Origin of the sequence: Ramlibacter montanisoli, assembly GCF_013087525.1 — a bacterium.
GTDB classification, from domain to species: domain Bacteria; phylum Pseudomonadota; class Gammaproteobacteria; order Burkholderiales; family Burkholderiaceae_C; genus Ramlibacter; species Ramlibacter montanisoli.
Map to the genome: position 1 here is coordinate 318,853 of NZ_JABFCS010000001.1, position 13,369 is coordinate 332,221.

The following is a 13,369-nucleotide window of genomic DNA, read 5'->3' on the forward strand; positions in this document are numbered from 1 at the left end:
CCTCAGGCGCAGAGGGTCAGTTCGAAGGGGGTGTTCTCGTTGCTCGCCTGCATGCGGTCGCTTTCCTGGCGCATCAGCCGCACGGAGACGATCAGGCGGTTGCCGCTGATCTCGGGCACCAGCCCCATGGACGGGTCGATGCGCAGGCGCAGCAGCTGGAAGGTGCGGCCCTGGGGCAGCGTCTGCTGCAGCTGGCCGCCGGTCGCCATCACCTTCTGCGGCGCGCCGGAATCACGCAGCATCCGCAGCAGCAGGTGGATCGATTCGGCCAGCGGCGCCAGCGTGTTGGCCCAGCGCTCCAGGTCGGCGCGGCGCTGTTCCGCCGGCAGGTGCTGCCAGGCGTAGTAGCCGGGGAGGTCGAACTCGCAGGTGCCGCCCGGGATGCCGGCGCGGCTGCGGATGCTCATCAGCCACTCGTTCTCGGTGAGCGACTGGCCGGCCTTGCCGGCGGTGCCGTTGACGGCGCTGAAGCAGGATTCGACCTGGCGCACCACGTCGTCCAGCACCTTCTCGGCGATCGCCGGGTTGCCGCGGTAGCCATTGAGCACCTGCTTCTGGCGCTCCAGGTCCTTCAGCACGTCGGACTTCAGGTCCGCGCGCGCGGCGACGTCCATGATCTCGAAGATCGTGGCGAGCGCATAGTGGTGGTCCAGCGGGTGGCTGCGCGGGATCAGCTCGCCCAGGCGGCGGAACAGGTGTTCCAGCCGCAGGTAGGTCCGGATGCGTTCGTTGAAGGGATATTCGTAGAGGATCACGCGCTGGCGCCGGGGAGCCGGCGACGGGCAAACGGCAGGGCGCCATCATAGCCCGAAGGATCGCGCGGCCTGTTCCACTTCGTAGCGCAAGGCTTCCAGCGTCAAGCCCTCGTTGCAGATCACGAGGTCGGCGGCTGCCAGGCGCAGGGCGCGGGGCGCCTGGGCCGCGATGATGGCGCGCACTTCCTCGGGCGCCAGTCCGCTGCGTGCCGTGACCCGCGCCACCTGGGTTTCCGGTTCGCAGTCGACCACCAGCACGCGATCGACCTGCCGCCGCCAGCGGCCCGATTCGACCAGCAGGGGAATGTCGAACACGATGCAGCGCGCCCCGGCCGCGAGCGCGGCCTCGACCTGGCGCGCGCTCTCCTGGCCCACCAGCGGATGGATGATCTGTTCCAGCTCGCGCCGAGCCTCGGGGTGGGCATAGGCGCGTTCGCGCATCTTCGCGCGGTCCAGCGCGCCGTCGGGGGCGATGAAGTCGGCGCCGAACTTCTGCGCGATCAGCGGGATCGCCGCGCCGCCCGGTGCCGTGGTGGCGCGCGAGATGGCGTCGGCGTCGATGGCGGTGGCGCCCAGCTCCTGCAGCATCGCCAGCACCGTGCTCTTGCCGCTGCCGATGCCGCCGGTGAGCCCGATGCGCACCGCCATGGAAGTCCTAGCGGGCGCCGAAGGGGAAGGCGAAGGGCAGCAGGGCCGGCAGCGTGGCCGGCGTCAGCGCCAGGGCCAGCAGGCCCGCGCCCGCGAGGTAGGGGCCGAAGGGCATGGGGATGTCCTTGTTCGCCAGCCGCCCCACGACGATCAGCAGCACGCCGATCACGGCGCCGACGATCGAGGACAGCAGGATGATCGCCAGCAGGTATTCCGCGCCCAACCAGGCGCCGAGCGCCGCCAGCAGCTTGAAGTCGCCGTAGCCCATGCCCTGCTTGCCGGTGGCCAGCCGGTACAGCTGGAAGATCACCCAGAACACGCCGTAGCCCAGGGCCGCGCCCCACACGGCGGAGGCGAGCGGAACGGTCCATCCCACCGCGGCGGCCAGCAGCCCCAGCCACAGCAGCGTGTAGTTCAGGTCATCGGGCAGGATCTGCGTGTCCATGTCGATCAGGAACAGGCAGATCAGCAGCGCGGCGAAGGCGGCCCAGGCGGCGGCCTGCAGCGTGAGGCCCCAGCGCCATCCGCACAGCGCGAAGAAGCCGGCGGTGACCAGTTCCACCAGCGGGTAACGCAGGCCGATCGGCGCCTTGCACTGCGAGCACTTGCCGCGCAGCGCCAGCCAGCTTCACGACCGGGATGTTCTCGTACCAGCGGATCACGTGCCCGCACTGGCGGCAGCGCGAACGCGGCACCACCAGGTTGAAGGGCTCCTCCTCCTTGACCGGCTGGCCGCCGAAGTCGGCGCAGTCGGCGGCCCACTGCCGCTCGAGCATCTTCGGGAAGCGGTAGATGACGACGTTGAGGAAGCTTCCGACCAGGAGGCCGAGGACGCCGGCGATGGCCGCCGCGTCCCATCCCGCAGCGAATCCCATCAGACGACCGAACCCAGCTTGAAGATCGGCAGGTACATGGAGACCACGATGCCGCCGATCAGGCCGCCCAGGAACACGATGATGATCGGCTCCATCAGGCTGGAAAGGCCCGCCACCATGTCGTCCACCTCGGCCTCGTAGAAGTCCGCGGCCTTGCCCAGCATGTGGTCGATCGAGCCGGACTCCTCGCCGATGGCGCACATCTGCAGGACCATCGAGGGGAACACGTTCGCGTTGGTCATCGCCGCGGTCAGGCTGGTGCCGGTGGACACCTCCTGCTGGATCCTCAGCGTGGCCGACTCATACACCGAGTTGCCGGAGGCGCCGCCCACGGAGTCGAGCGCTTCCACCAGCGGCACGCCGGCGGCGAACATGGTCGCCAGCGTCCGGGTCCAGCGCGCGATCACCGACTTGTAGACCAGGTCGCCGAACACCGGCAGCTTGAGCATCAGCCGGTCCATGAACTGCTGCACCTTCACGTTGCGCTTCCACGCCTGCATGAAGAAGTAGAAGGTGCCGCCGATGCCGCCGAAGATCAGCCACCACCACTTGACGAACACCTCGCTCAGCGCGATCACGAACAGCGTCGGGGCCGGCAGGTCGGCGCCGAAGGAGGTGAACACCTCCTTGAACGCCGGGATCACGAAGATCATGATCACCGAGACCACCACGAAGGCCACCACGACCACCGAGATCGGGTACATCAGCGCGGACTTGATCTTGGACTTGATCGCCTCCGTCTTCTCCATGTAGGTGGCCAGCCGGTCCAGCAGGCTTTCCAGGATACCGGCCTGCTCGCCCGCTTCCACCAGGTTGCAGTACAGGTTGTCGAAGTACATCGGGTACTTGCGGAAGGCGGAGGAGAGGGACGTGCCGGTCTCCACGTCGGTGCGCACGTCGTTCAGCAGCTTGGTGACGCTGGCGTTCGCGTTGCCGCGGCCGACGATGTCGAAGGCCTGCAGCAGGGGCACGCCGGCCTTCATCATGGTGGCGAGCTGGCGGGTGAAGATCGCGATGTCCTTCGGCTTGATCTTCGCGCCGGAGCGCATCCGGCGCTTCTTGATCTTCGTGGGCGACACGCCCTGGCGCCGGAGCGACGCCATGACCTGGTTCTCGCCGGCGGCGCGCGTTTCTCCGCGCACCTGCTTGCCGTTGCGGTCCCGGCCCTCCCACTCGAAGACGAATTCCTTGGTTGCTGCTGCTGCGGTCGCCATGGTGGCTCCTCTTTGCGTCTTGCGCTTTTATTCGTTCGTCACGGCCAGCACTTCCTCGAGGGAAGTCAGCCCCAACTTGACCTTGCTCAGGCCGGATTCGCGCAGGCTGCGCACCCTTCCTTGCTCGCCTGGCCGGCGATCTCGAGCGCGCTGCCGTCGGCCAGGATGATCCGCTGCATGTCCTCGCTGATCGGCATCACCTGGTAGATGCCGACCCGGCCCTTGTAGCCGTTGTTGCAGGCGGAGCAGCCGACCGGCTGGTAGGGGTCCAGGTGCCGTCGACGTGCTCCTCCTTGAAGCCCGCGTCGATCAGGGTTTCATAGGGGATGTCGATCGGCTTCTTGCACTGCGGGCACAGGCGCCGTGCCAGGCGCTGCGCGGTGATCAGGATGACGGACGACGCGATGTTGAAGGGCGCGATGCCCATGTTGCGCATCCGCGTGAGCGTGGTCGGCGCGTCGTTGGTGTGCAGCGTGGACATGACCAGGTGGCCGGTCTGGGCGGCCTTGATGGCGATGTCGGCCGTTTCCAGGTCGCGGATTTCGCCGACCATGATGATGTCCGGGTCCTGCCGCAGGAAGGCCTTCAGCGCGACCGAGAAGGTGAGGCCCGCCTTGTCGTTCACGTTCACCTGGTTGACGCCGGGCAGGTTGATTTCCGCCGGGTCCTCCGCGGTGGAGATGTTCACGCCCGGCTTGTTCAGCAGGTTCAGGCAGGTGTACAGCGACACCGTCTTGCCGGAGCCGGTGGGGCCGGTCACCAGGATCATGCCGTAGGGGCGGGCGATCGCCGTGAGCAGGCGTTCCTTCTCCTCCGGCTCGTAGCCCAGGGCGTCGATGCCCAGGCGGGCGCTGCTCGGATCCAGGATACGGATCACGATCTTCTCGCCGAACAGCGTGGGCAGCGTGGAGACCCGGAAGTCGATCACCCGGTCGGCGCTGACCTTGAGCTTCATGCGCCCGTCCTGCGGCACCCGCTTCTCGGAGATGTCCATGCGGGAGATCACCTTGATGCGGGACGCCAGCTTTTCCTTGATGGCGGCCGGCGGCGAGGCGATCTCGCGCAGTTCGCCGTCGATGCGGAAGCGCACGCGGTAGGTGTGCTCGAAAGGCTCGAAGTGCAGGTCCGAGGCGCGGGCGCCGATGGCGTCCAGCAGCATCTTGTGCAGGAACTTGACGACGGGCGCGTCGTCGACGTCCGAAGTGGCACCCTTGTCCTCGTCGTCGGCGGAGGACGCATCGATGCTCGACTCGTCGAACTCGAAGTCGTCGCCGATGATGCTGTCCATCGCCTCGGTGGCGGAGGTCCCGAGGGTCTCCACCATCTTGGTCAGCTTGTCGTACTCGGCGATCACCCAGTCCACGCCCATCTGGGTGGCGAACTTGATCTTCTCGGCGGCGCCCTGGTCCGACGGGTCCGCGGTGGCGACGATCAGGCGGTTGTTCCGCTTGGACAGCACCACGATCCGGTAGTCCTGGCAGATCTTCCCGTCCAGGAGCCCCTTGGGCAGGCGGTTGGTGTCGATCGCGTCCAGGTCGAGCACCGGCGCGCCGAAGGCCGTCGACATGGTGTGCGCCAGGTCCGCGGCCGACACCGCGCCCGAACCGGTCAGTTCGGCGATGAAGCTGGTGCGGTTGGTCTTGGCCTTGCGGTAGATGTCCTCGGCCGCCTTCTGGCCGAGCTTGCCCGCCGACACGAGCGCACGACCCAGGCCGGGCAGGGCGACGGAGGCTTCGACGGGATCTACAGCAGCCATGGGCGAAAGTTCAGGAAGCCGGATGCATGCCGGCCAAGGCAAAAGTCAGTGCCCATCATCCCGAAAAGCCGAGTTGGTGTAAATGTGAATGGCGGCCACAACTCCCCGGCGTTGGTAGGAAGTCACGTCCGGACGCAGGATGGCCCGATTTTGCAATGCCTTGTTACCTCGGCGTGTTGCATGGCGTCCCGGGCCGCGCAATGGAAAACAGCACCGCGAGGGTGCTGTCTCCATGTGGTCCTGGTCGGGGTGAGAGGATTCGAACCTCCGGCCTCTACGTCCCGAACGTAGCGCTCTACCAGGCTAAGCTACACCCCGATGTCCGTTGCCCCTGTCGCAATACCGAGTGCCGAAGTGGCCTCAGTTGCGACGCTGCAGCAGCGAAGCCGCCAATTGTAGCAAAGCCTGGGCATGCTCATTCGCGGGCAGCTGTGCGCCGGCTGACATCGCGCGCTGCGCCTCCGCGGAAGCGGCCTCGCGCGCCACCTGCAAGGCGCCCGTCTGCCGCACGATGGCGATGACCTGGTCGAGTTCGTCGGTGGCGCCGTGCTCGATGGCGCGCCGCATCAGCGCGCGCTGTTCGTCGGTGCCGCGGCGCATGGCGGCGATCAGGGGCAGGGTGACCTTGCCTTCGCGCAGGTCGTCGCCCAGGTTCTTGCCCATCTCGCCGGCGTCGCCCGCGTAATCGAGCACGTCGTCGATCACCTGGAAGGCCGTGCCCAGGGCCTGGCCGAAGTCGGCGCAGGCCTGTTCCAGCGCCGGCGGCGCCTTGGCCAGCACCGCGCCCAGGCGCGCGCTGGCCTCGAACAGCTTGGCCGTCTTGGAGCGGATCACCTGCAGGTAGGCGGCCTCGTCCAGTTCGGGGTCGTGCATGTTCATCAGCTGCATGACCTCGCCCTCGGCGATCACGTTGGTCGCGTCGGCCAGGATCTCCATGATGCGCATGTCGTGCGCGTCCAGCATCATCTGGAAGGCGCGCGAATAGAGGAAGTCGCCCACCAGCACGCTGGCCGGGTTGCCGAAGTTCTCGTTGGCGGTGGCGCGGCCGCGGCGCAGCGTGGACTCGTCCACCACGTCGTCGTGCAGCAGCGTGGCGGTATGGATGAACTCCACCACCGCCGCCAGGTTGAAGCGCTGGTCGCCGCGGTAGCCCAGGGCGCCGCAGATCAGCAGCAGCAGGGCCGGGCGCAGGCGCTTGCCGCCGGAGTTGATGATGTAACGCGAGACCTCGGCCACCAGGGGCACGCCGGATGCGAGCCGGCGGGCGATCACGGCGTCGACCGCGCGCATGTCGTCCGCGATCAGGGAAAGTACGGAGCCGGCGCTCGGGGAGGAATCGGTCAAGGCGAGAAAACCTGCAGAGTTGCAGGATTATAGGAAGCGCCCATCCCCCTCCCGGGCGGCCCCCGGCCCGGTCTTGTGAGCGACCACCAACTATGCTATAGTCGCGGGCTTTCCGGAAATCCGTCCGGGAAACATGTCAATGAGCCTGTCGAAGGCTCGTTCCATTTGTGAGGTCAAACCATGTACGCGGTCATAAAAACCGGTGGCAAGCAGTATCGCGTTGCTTCCGGCGACAAGATCAAGGTAGAACAGATTGCTGCGGACATCGGCCAGGAAATCACGATCGACCAGGTTCTCGCGCTCGGAAACGGCGGCGACCTGAAGATCGGCGTCCCCCTGGTGTCCGGTGCCACGGTGAAGGCGACGATCGTCGCGCACGGCAAGCACGAGAAGGTCCGCATCTTCAAGCTGCGCCGCCGCAAGCACTACCAGAAGCACCAGGGCCATCGCCAGCAATACACCGAACTGCAAATCGGTGCCATCGCCGGCTAAGGAGAACGGGAAATGGCACAGAAAAAGGCGGCGGCTCTACGCGAAACGGGCGGGATTCCCAGCCCAAGATGCTCGGCGTGAAGGCCTTCGGCGGCGAACTCATCACTGCCGGCTCCATCATCGTGCGCCAGCGCGGCACCAAGTTCCACCCCGGCACCAACGTCGGCGTGGGCAAGGACCACACGCTGTTCGCCCTGGTGGACGGCCACGTGAGCTTCAAGGTCCAGGGTTCGCTGAACAAGCACACGGTCAACGTGATCCCGGCCTGAGTTAATCTCAGCCCGCAGGTCTGAGAAGCCCCGACTTGTCGGGGCTTCGTCCTTTGGAAACGCAAATGAAGTTCGTAGACGAAGCATTCATCGACATCGCCGCGGGCGATGGGGGAACGGCTGCGTCTCGTTCCGCCACGAGAAGTACAAGGAATTCGGCGGCCCCAACGGCGGCGACGGCGGCCGCGGCGGCCACGTCTGGGCGATCGCGGACCCGAACCTCAACACGCTGGTGGACTACCGCTTCTCGCGCCGCCACGAGGCGGGGCGCGGCGAGCACGGCATGGGCTCGGACATGTTCGGCCACGCCGGGCACGACATCACGCTGAAGATGCCGGTGGGCACCATCGTCACCGACGCCGAGACCGGCCAGGTGCTGTACGAGCTGCTGGTGCCGGGCGAGAAGATCCTGATCGCCAAGGGCGGCGACGGCGGCTTCGGCAACATGCGCTTCAAGAGCTCGATCAACCGCGCGCCGCGGCAGAAGACGCCCGGCTGGCCCGGCGAGAAGAAGAACCTGAAGCTGGAGCTGAAGGTGCTGGCCGACGTCGGCCTGCTGGGAATGCCGAACGCCGGCAAGTCCACGCTGATCGCCGCCGTGTCGAATGCGCGGCCCAAGATCGCGGACTACCCGTTCACCACGCTGCACCCGAACCTGGGCGTGGTGCGCGTCGGCCCGGAGCAGAGCTTCGTGATCGCCGACGTGCCGGGCCTGATCGAGGGCGCCGCCGAAGGCGCGGGCCTGGGCCACCAGTTCCTGCGCCACCTGCAGCGCACGCGCCTGCTGCTGCACGTGGTGGACATCGCCCCCTTCGACGACAACGTGGACCCCGTGGCGCAGGCCAAGGCCATCGTCGCGGAGCTGAAGAAGTACGACCAGTCGCTGTACGAGAAGCCGCGCTGGCTGGTGCTGAACAAGCTGGACATGGTGGCGGCGGACGAGCGCGCCGCGCGCGTGAAGGACTTCGTCAAGCGCTTCAAGTACAAGGGCCCGGTGTTCGAGATCTCCGCGCTCACGCGCGAGGGCTGCGAGCACCTGGTGCAGGCCATCTACCAGCACATTCGCGCGCAGCAGGTCGCCGAGCAGCCGCCGGTGGACGTCGACCCGCGCTTCGCGGGGAGCGACAATCCCGGTCCATGAGCGACAGGACAGATTCGGCGGCGCTGCGCGAGGCGCGGCGCATCGTCGTGAAGGTGGGTTCCAGCCTGGTCACCAACGACGGCCGCGGGCTGGACGAACGCGCCATCGGCGAGTGGAGCCGGCAGCTCGCCGGCCTGGCGGCGCAGGGGCGCGAGGTGATCATGGTGTCCAGCGGCGCCATCGCCGAAGGCATGAAGCGCCTGGGCTGGGTCACCCGCCCGCATGAACTGGACAAGCTGCAGGCGGCCGCCGCCGTCGGCCAGATGGGCCTGGCCCAGATGTACGAGACCAAGCTGCGCGAGCACGGCATGGCCTCGGCGCAGGTGCTGCTGACGCACGCCGACCTGGCGGACCGCGAGCGCTACCTCAATGCGCGCTCCACGCTGCTGACGCTGCTGTCGCTGCACGTGGTGCCCGTGATCAACGAGAACGACACGGTCGTCAACGACGAGATCAAGTTCGGCGACAACGACACCTTGGGCGCGCTGGTGGCCAACCTGGTCGAGGCCGACCTGCTGGTGATCCTGACCGACCAGAAGGGCCTGTACAGCGCCGACCCGCGCAAGGACCCGCAAGCCCGCTTCATCCGCGAGGCGCGCGCCGGCGAGGCCTCGCTGGAGCAGATGGCGGGCGGCGCCGGCTCCAGCATCGGCAAGGGCGGCATGATCACCAAGGTGCTGGCGGCCAAGCGCGCGGCCGGCTCAGGCGCGTCGACCGTGATCGCCTGGGGGCGCGAACCTGACTGCCTGCTGCGCCTGGCGCAGGGCGAGATCATCGGCACGCTGCTGGTGGCGCCCACGCAGAAGAGCCAGGCGCGCAAGCGCTGGATGTCGGACCAGCTGCAATTGCGCGGCGCGGTCACGGTGGACGCGGGCGCGGCCGGCAAGCTGCGCACCGAAGGCAAGAGCCTGCTGCCGATCGGCATGGTCGCCGTGGAAGGCGACTTCTCGCGCGGCGAGGTGATCGCGGTGCGCGACCCGGCAGGGCTGGAGATCGCGCGCGGCCTGGCGAACTACGCAGCGGCGGAAGCGCGGCTCCTGTGCCGCAAGCCTTCCGGCGAAATCGAGAAGCTGCTCGGTTACGTGGCGGAGCCGGAGATGATCCACCGCACGAACCTGGTGGTCACGCGCTAGGACCGGCGCGCGCCTACTGGTTGACCCCGCCGCGCTCGTAGCGCCGGTCCGCGGTGGCGCGCAGGTCCTGCGCGATCTGCTTCGGGCCGCCGTTCGGGGCCTGTTCCATGCACGCGCCGTTGCGCGCGATGGTGAAGCTGTAGCGGGAGTTCGGCATCGTGCGCATAGGGCGCCAGTCGCTGTCCTTCACCGGCACCCAGCCGCTGCCCGGGGTGTGGCGCGCGTACACCTTCACTTCGCCCGTGTTGCAGCGGATGCCTTCGTAGATGCCGTTGACGGCGCCCGAAGTGCTGCTGGCGACAACGACGTAGCGCACCACCGAATCCTTGCCCACGGTGATGGACGCCGGGTCGACGCCGAAATTCAGCGTGCCGCCCGGAACCTCGATCGGGATCAGGCCCTGCGTGCGCAAGGCCGGCGGCGGCGGGGCGTCCGCCTCCTGCCAGTTCGTGAGGACGTCGGGGATGAGTTGGGCCGATGCGGCGGCCGCGGCGCCGGCGAGCGCCAGCACCAGGATGCTACGAAGCATGTTTTCCCTTGGCAGCGGACAGCGGCTGCGCGCGTCCCTGCGGATTCGGTTCGAAAGTGGCGCCCGGCGGCAGTTCCATGCCGGGGCGGGCAGGCCGCCACCGCCGTGGTCCAGGCCACCGTGGTCGCCGTCGCGCGTGCGCATGCCGCTGCGCAGGTAGCGGTTGCGGTGGTCGTTGCGCGGAAGGTAGCGCGCCAGCTCGCGCAGCGCCATCTCGTACACCCCGCGCTTGAATTCCACCACCACGTCGAGCGGCACCCAGTAGTCGTTCCAGCGCCAGGCGTCGAACTCCGGATGGTTGGTCGCGCGCAGGTTCAGGTTGTGGTCCTGCCCGATCAGTTGCAGCAGGAACCAGATCTGCTTCTGGCCTTTGTAGTGGCCACGCGCGTCGCGGCGGATGTAGCGCTCCGGCACTTCGTAGCGCAGCCAGTCGCGGGTGCGCGCGACGATGCGCACATGCTCCGGCATCAACCCGATTTCCTCGTGCAGTTCCCGGAACATGGCCTGTTCGGGGCTTTCGCCGCGGTCGATGCCGCCTTGCGGAAACTGCCAGCTGTGCGTCCTGATGCGTTTGCCCCAGAACACCTGGTTTCTCTGGTTGAGCAGGATAATGCCGACGTTGGGCCTGAAGCCGTCCCGGTCCAGCATAATCACACCCCAAATCTTTGAACTGAGTCCATTATGCATGGCGCCCTCGTGCGCTGGAAGGGCTCAGCAGTCGCCACCTCCCCGCCCAATTTGATGAGAGCCTCCCAGTTCCTGATTTCGACCCTGAAGGAAGCCCCCGCCGACGCTGAAGTGGCCAGCCACAAGCTCATGATGCGGGCCGGCATGATCAAGAAGCTGGGCGCCGGCATCTACACGTACATGCCCATGGGCCTGCGCGTGATCCGCAAGGTCGAAGCGATCGTGCGCGAGGAGATGGACCGCGCCGGCGCCGTCGAATGCGCGATGCCGGTGGTGCAGCCGGCCGAACTCTGGCAGGAAAGCGGCCGCTTCGAGAAGATGGGCCCCGAGCTGCTGCGCATCAAGGACCGCCACGACCGCGACTTCGTCGTGCAGCCCACCAGCGAGGAGGTCGTCACCGACATCGCCCGCCAGGAGCTGCGCAGCTACAAGCAGCTGCCCAAGAACCTGTACCAGATCCAGACCAAGTTCCGCGACGAGCGCCGTCCCCGCTTCGGGCTGATGCGCGGGCGCGAGTTCACCATGAAGGACGCGTACAGCTTCGACCGCGACCAGGCGTCCGCCAAGAAAAGCTACGAAGCCATGGCGCAGGCCTATCGCCGCATCTTCGACCGCTTCGGCCTGCGCTACCGCGCCGTGGCGGCGGACAGCGGCGCCATCGGCGGCGACCTGTCCGAGGAGTTCCAGGTGATCGCCGCCACCGGCGAGGACGCCATCGTCTACAGCCCCGAGAGCCAGTACGCGGCCAACATGGAGAAGGCCGAGGCGCTGGCGCCCAAGGGCCCGCGCAAGGCCGCCGCGCAGGCGATGCAGAAGGTGCCGACGCCGGGCAAGAGCACCTGCGAGCAGGTCGCCGAGCTGCTGAAGGTTCCCCTGGACACCACGGTGAAGTCGCTGGTGCTGGCCACCGACCGCATGGACGCGCAGGGCGGCATCGTCGGCACGCAGGTCTGGCTGCTGCTGGTGCGCGGCGACCACGACATGAACGAGATCAAGGTCGGCAAGGTGCCGGGGCTGGACGTCGGCTACCGCTTCGCCACCGTGCCGGAGATCGAGGCGCACTTCGGCACCAGGCCCGGCTACCTGGGCCCGATCGCGCTGAAGCAGAAGGTGAAGATCGTCGCCGACCGCGAAGTGGCGCTGATGGCCGACTGGATCTGCGGCGCCAACGAGGAGGGCTTCCACCTCACCGGCGTGAACTGGGGCCGCGACCTGCCGGAACCCGACGCGGTGGCCGACCTGCGCAACGTGGTCGAGGGCGACCCGTCCCCGGACGGCAAGGGCAGGCTGGCCATCGAGCGCGGCATCGAGATCGGCCACATCTTCTACCTCGGCACCAAGTACAGCAAGGCGATGAACGCCACCTTCCTCGACGAGGACGGCAAGCCCAAGGTGTTCGAGATGGGCTGCTACGGCATCGGCATCACGCGCCTGCCGGCGGCAGCCATCGAGCAGAACCACGACGAGCGCGGGATCATCTGGCCCGACGCGATCGCGCCCTTCACGGTGGTGGTCTGCCCCATCGGCATGGACCGCAGCGCGGAAGTGAAGACCGCGGCGGAAAAGCTGCACGACGAGCTGGTGGCTGCCGGCATCGACGTGATGCTGGACGACCGCGGCGAGCGCCCCGGCGCCATGTTCGCCGACTGGGAGCTGATCGGCGTGCCGCACCGCGTGGTGATCTCCGACCGCGGCCTCAAGGAAGGCCAGGTCGAGTACCAGCATCGCCGCGACGCGGCCGCCACCAAGACGGCCGTGGCCGACATCGCCGCCTTCCTGAAAGGGCGGCTGGCAGCGTGATCACCCGCCGGGCCTGCCTGCTGCCGGCGCTGGCCGGCGCGGGGCTCGGCCTCGTGGGGCTGCCGCGCGCGCGGGCGGGCAGATCGAGGAGCCGCTGGCGGACTCGGTGCGCACGGCGCTCACTTCCGCCATCGCCAACAGCGCGCCGCCGGTACCCGAGTTCGGCGACATCGACGCGCGCCTGAAGTACCTGCGCTGGCTGGGCGCGATGAGCAACCGCCTGCACAGGCGCAAGCAGGACTGGACCGAGCGCAAGGAATTCCTGCAGACGGTCTGGTACGAGTCGCGGCGCGCCGGGCTCGACACCGGGCTGGTGATGGGGCTGATCCAGGTGGAGAGCGCCTTCCGCAAGTTCGCGGTGAGCCCGGTGGGCGCGCGCGGCTACATGCAGGTGATGCCCTTCTGGACGCGCCTGATCGGCAACGGCGACCCGTCCAGCCTGTTCCACATGCAGACCAACCTGCGCTTCGGCTGCGTGATCCTGCGCCACTACCTCGATCGCGAGCGCGGCGACCTGTTCATGGCGCTGGGCCGCTACAACGGCAGCCGTGGCCGGCCGCAGTACCCGAACGCGGTGTTCGCGGCGAGCCGCACCTGGGAGTGGAAGGAGCACGGGCCGGCGCCGGTGTCGCCGGTGCCGGGGTCCCATCCGAGCGTGTTCCGGGTGGTCCGTCGTAGGCCGGGGTGACGAAGGAACCCCAGCGATGCCGCAAGCGCCGGGGTTCA

Annotated in this window: 9 protein-coding genes, 1 tRNA gene and 5 pseudogenes; 6 read left to right on the top strand and 9 right to left on the bottom strand. The window is 67.9% G+C overall.

The genetic code is table 11. From position 1 onward, the window contains the following. Nucleotides 1-2 precede the first annotated feature (2 nt). From zapD to HK415_RS01665, 7 genes and pseudogenes are all read right to left on the bottom strand, one after another. Entirely contained in the window at nucleotides 3-755 is a 753-nt protein-coding gene (gene zapD, locus HK415_RS01635; protein WP_171556530.1) for a cell division protein ZapD, read from the bottom strand. A gap of 45 nt (nucleotides 756-800) precedes the next feature. After that, nucleotides 801-1,403 (bottom strand): dephospho-CoA kinase, encoded by a 603-nt coding sequence (gene coaE / locus HK415_RS01640; RefSeq protein ID WP_171556531.1) that lies wholly within the window; start codon nucleotides 1,401-1,403, stop codon nucleotides 801-803. 7 nt (nucleotides 1,404-1,410) lie between these two features. After that, a pseudogene (locus HK415_RS01645) lies at nucleotides 1,411-2,278 on the bottom strand (prepilin peptidase). Then, nucleotides 2,278-3,492 carry a type II secretion system F family protein gene (locus HK415_RS01650; RefSeq protein WP_171556532.1) on the bottom strand — a complete coding sequence of 405 codons (1,215 nt, stop codon included), beginning with the start codon at nucleotides 3,490-3,492 and terminating at the stop codon, nucleotides 2,278-2,280. The pseudogene HK415_RS01645 and the gene HK415_RS01650 overlap by 1 nt, the downstream one beginning before the upstream one ends. 27 nt (nucleotides 3,493-3,519) lie before the next feature. Continuing rightward, nucleotides 3,520-5,248 (bottom strand): annotated as a pseudogene (gene pilB / locus HK415_RS01655) (type IV-A pilus assembly ATPase PilB). A gap of 241 nt (nucleotides 5,249-5,489) precedes the next feature. Continuing rightward, nucleotides 5,490-5,566: transfer RNA gene (locus HK415_RS01660), tRNA-Pro, on the bottom strand. A gap of 42 nt (nucleotides 5,567-5,608) precedes the next feature. Beyond that, nucleotides 5,609-6,538 carry a polyprenyl synthetase family protein gene (locus tag HK415_RS01665; RefSeq protein WP_171563073.1) on the bottom strand — a complete coding sequence of 310 codons (930 nt, stop codon included), beginning with the start codon at nucleotides 6,536-6,538 and terminating at the stop codon, nucleotides 5,609-5,611. Nucleotides 6,539-6,772: 234 nt separating this feature from the next. Here HK415_RS01665 and rplU point away from each other — a divergent pair, with 234 nt between their 5' ends. The 4 genes and pseudogenes from rplU (at nucleotide 6,773) to proB (ending at nucleotide 9,627) form a co-directional block, all read left to right on the top strand. Continuing rightward, nucleotides 6,773-7,084: a 50S ribosomal protein L21 gene (gene rplU / locus HK415_RS01670; RefSeq protein ID WP_171556533.1), complete on the top strand. Its 312-nt coding sequence runs from the start codon at nucleotides 6,773-6,775 to the stop codon at nucleotides 7,082-7,084. After that, complete coding sequence (rpmA, locus tag HK415_RS01675; RefSeq protein WP_171563075.1) at nucleotides 7,048-7,353, top strand: 50S ribosomal protein L27; 306 nt, start codon at nucleotides 7,048-7,050, stop codon at nucleotides 7,351-7,353. Before rplU ends, rpmA begins: the two co-directional genes overlap by 37 nt. 65 nt (nucleotides 7,354-7,418) lie before the next feature. Next, a pseudogene (cgtA, locus tag HK415_RS01680) lies at nucleotides 7,419-8,494 on the top strand (Obg family GTPase CgtA). Further along, nucleotides 8,491-9,627 carry a glutamate 5-kinase gene (gene proB, locus HK415_RS01685; protein ID WP_171556534.1) on the top strand — a complete coding sequence of 379 codons (1,137 nt, stop codon included), beginning with the start codon at nucleotides 8,491-8,493 and terminating at the stop codon, nucleotides 9,625-9,627. The pseudogene cgtA and the gene proB overlap by 4 nt, the downstream one beginning before the upstream one ends. Before the next feature lie 13 nt (nucleotides 9,628-9,640). On the opposite strand, the gene HK415_RS01690 is transcribed toward proB, so the two are convergent. Next, nucleotides 9,641-10,156, bottom strand: coding sequence for a CNP1-like family protein (locus HK415_RS01690; protein WP_171556535.1), 516 nt, complete (start codon nucleotides 10,154-10,156; stop codon nucleotides 9,641-9,643). Next, nucleotides 10,146-10,804, bottom strand: a pseudogene (locus tag HK415_RS01695) (RNA pyrophosphohydrolase). Before HK415_RS01695 ends, HK415_RS01690 begins: the two are co-directional and overlap by 11 nt. Before the next feature lie 93 nt (nucleotides 10,805-10,897). Here HK415_RS01695 and HK415_RS01700 point away from each other — a divergent pair. Together HK415_RS01700 and HK415_RS01705 are read left to right on the top strand one after the other, a co-directional pair. Continuing rightward, the gene (locus tag HK415_RS01700) at nucleotides 10,898-12,643 is read left to right on the top strand and encodes a proline--tRNA ligase (protein WP_171556536.1); all 1,746 of its coding nucleotides are present in this window, start codon (nucleotides 10,898-10,900) and stop codon (nucleotides 12,641-12,643) included. Continuing rightward, nucleotides 12,640-13,331: pseudogene (locus tag HK415_RS01705) on the top strand (lytic transglycosylase domain-containing protein). The gene HK415_RS01700 and the pseudogene HK415_RS01705 overlap by 4 nt, the downstream one beginning before the upstream one ends. Nucleotides 13,332-13,369 lie beyond the last annotated feature (38 nt).

Coding starts and splice junctions, on each gene's coding strand:
- coaE (WP_171556531.1), bottom strand. CDS start 1,403: ATGGCGGTGCGCATCGGGCTCACCGGCGGCATCGGCAGCGGCAAGAGC.
- HK415_RS01650 (WP_171556532.1), bottom strand. CDS start 3,492: ATGGCGACCGCAGCAGCAGCAACCAAGGAATTCGTCTTCGAGTGGGAG.
- HK415_RS01665 (WP_171563073.1), bottom strand. CDS start 6,538: ATGCGCGCGGTCGACGCCGTGATCGCCCGCCGGCTCGCATCCGGCGTG.
- rplU (WP_171556533.1), top strand. CDS start 6,773: ATGTACGCGGTCATAAAAACCGGTGGCAAGCAGTATCGCGTTGCTTCC.
- proB (WP_171556534.1), top strand. CDS start 8,491: ATGAGCGACAGGACAGATTCGGCGGCGCTGCGCGAGGCGCGGCGCATC.
- HK415_RS01690 (WP_171556535.1), bottom strand. CDS start 10,156: ATGCTTCGTAGCATCCTGGTGCTGGCGCTCGCCGGCGCCGCGGCCGCC.
- HK415_RS01700 (WP_171556536.1), top strand. CDS start 10,898: ATGAGAGCCTCCCAGTTCCTGATTTCGACCCTGAAGGAAGCCCCCGCC.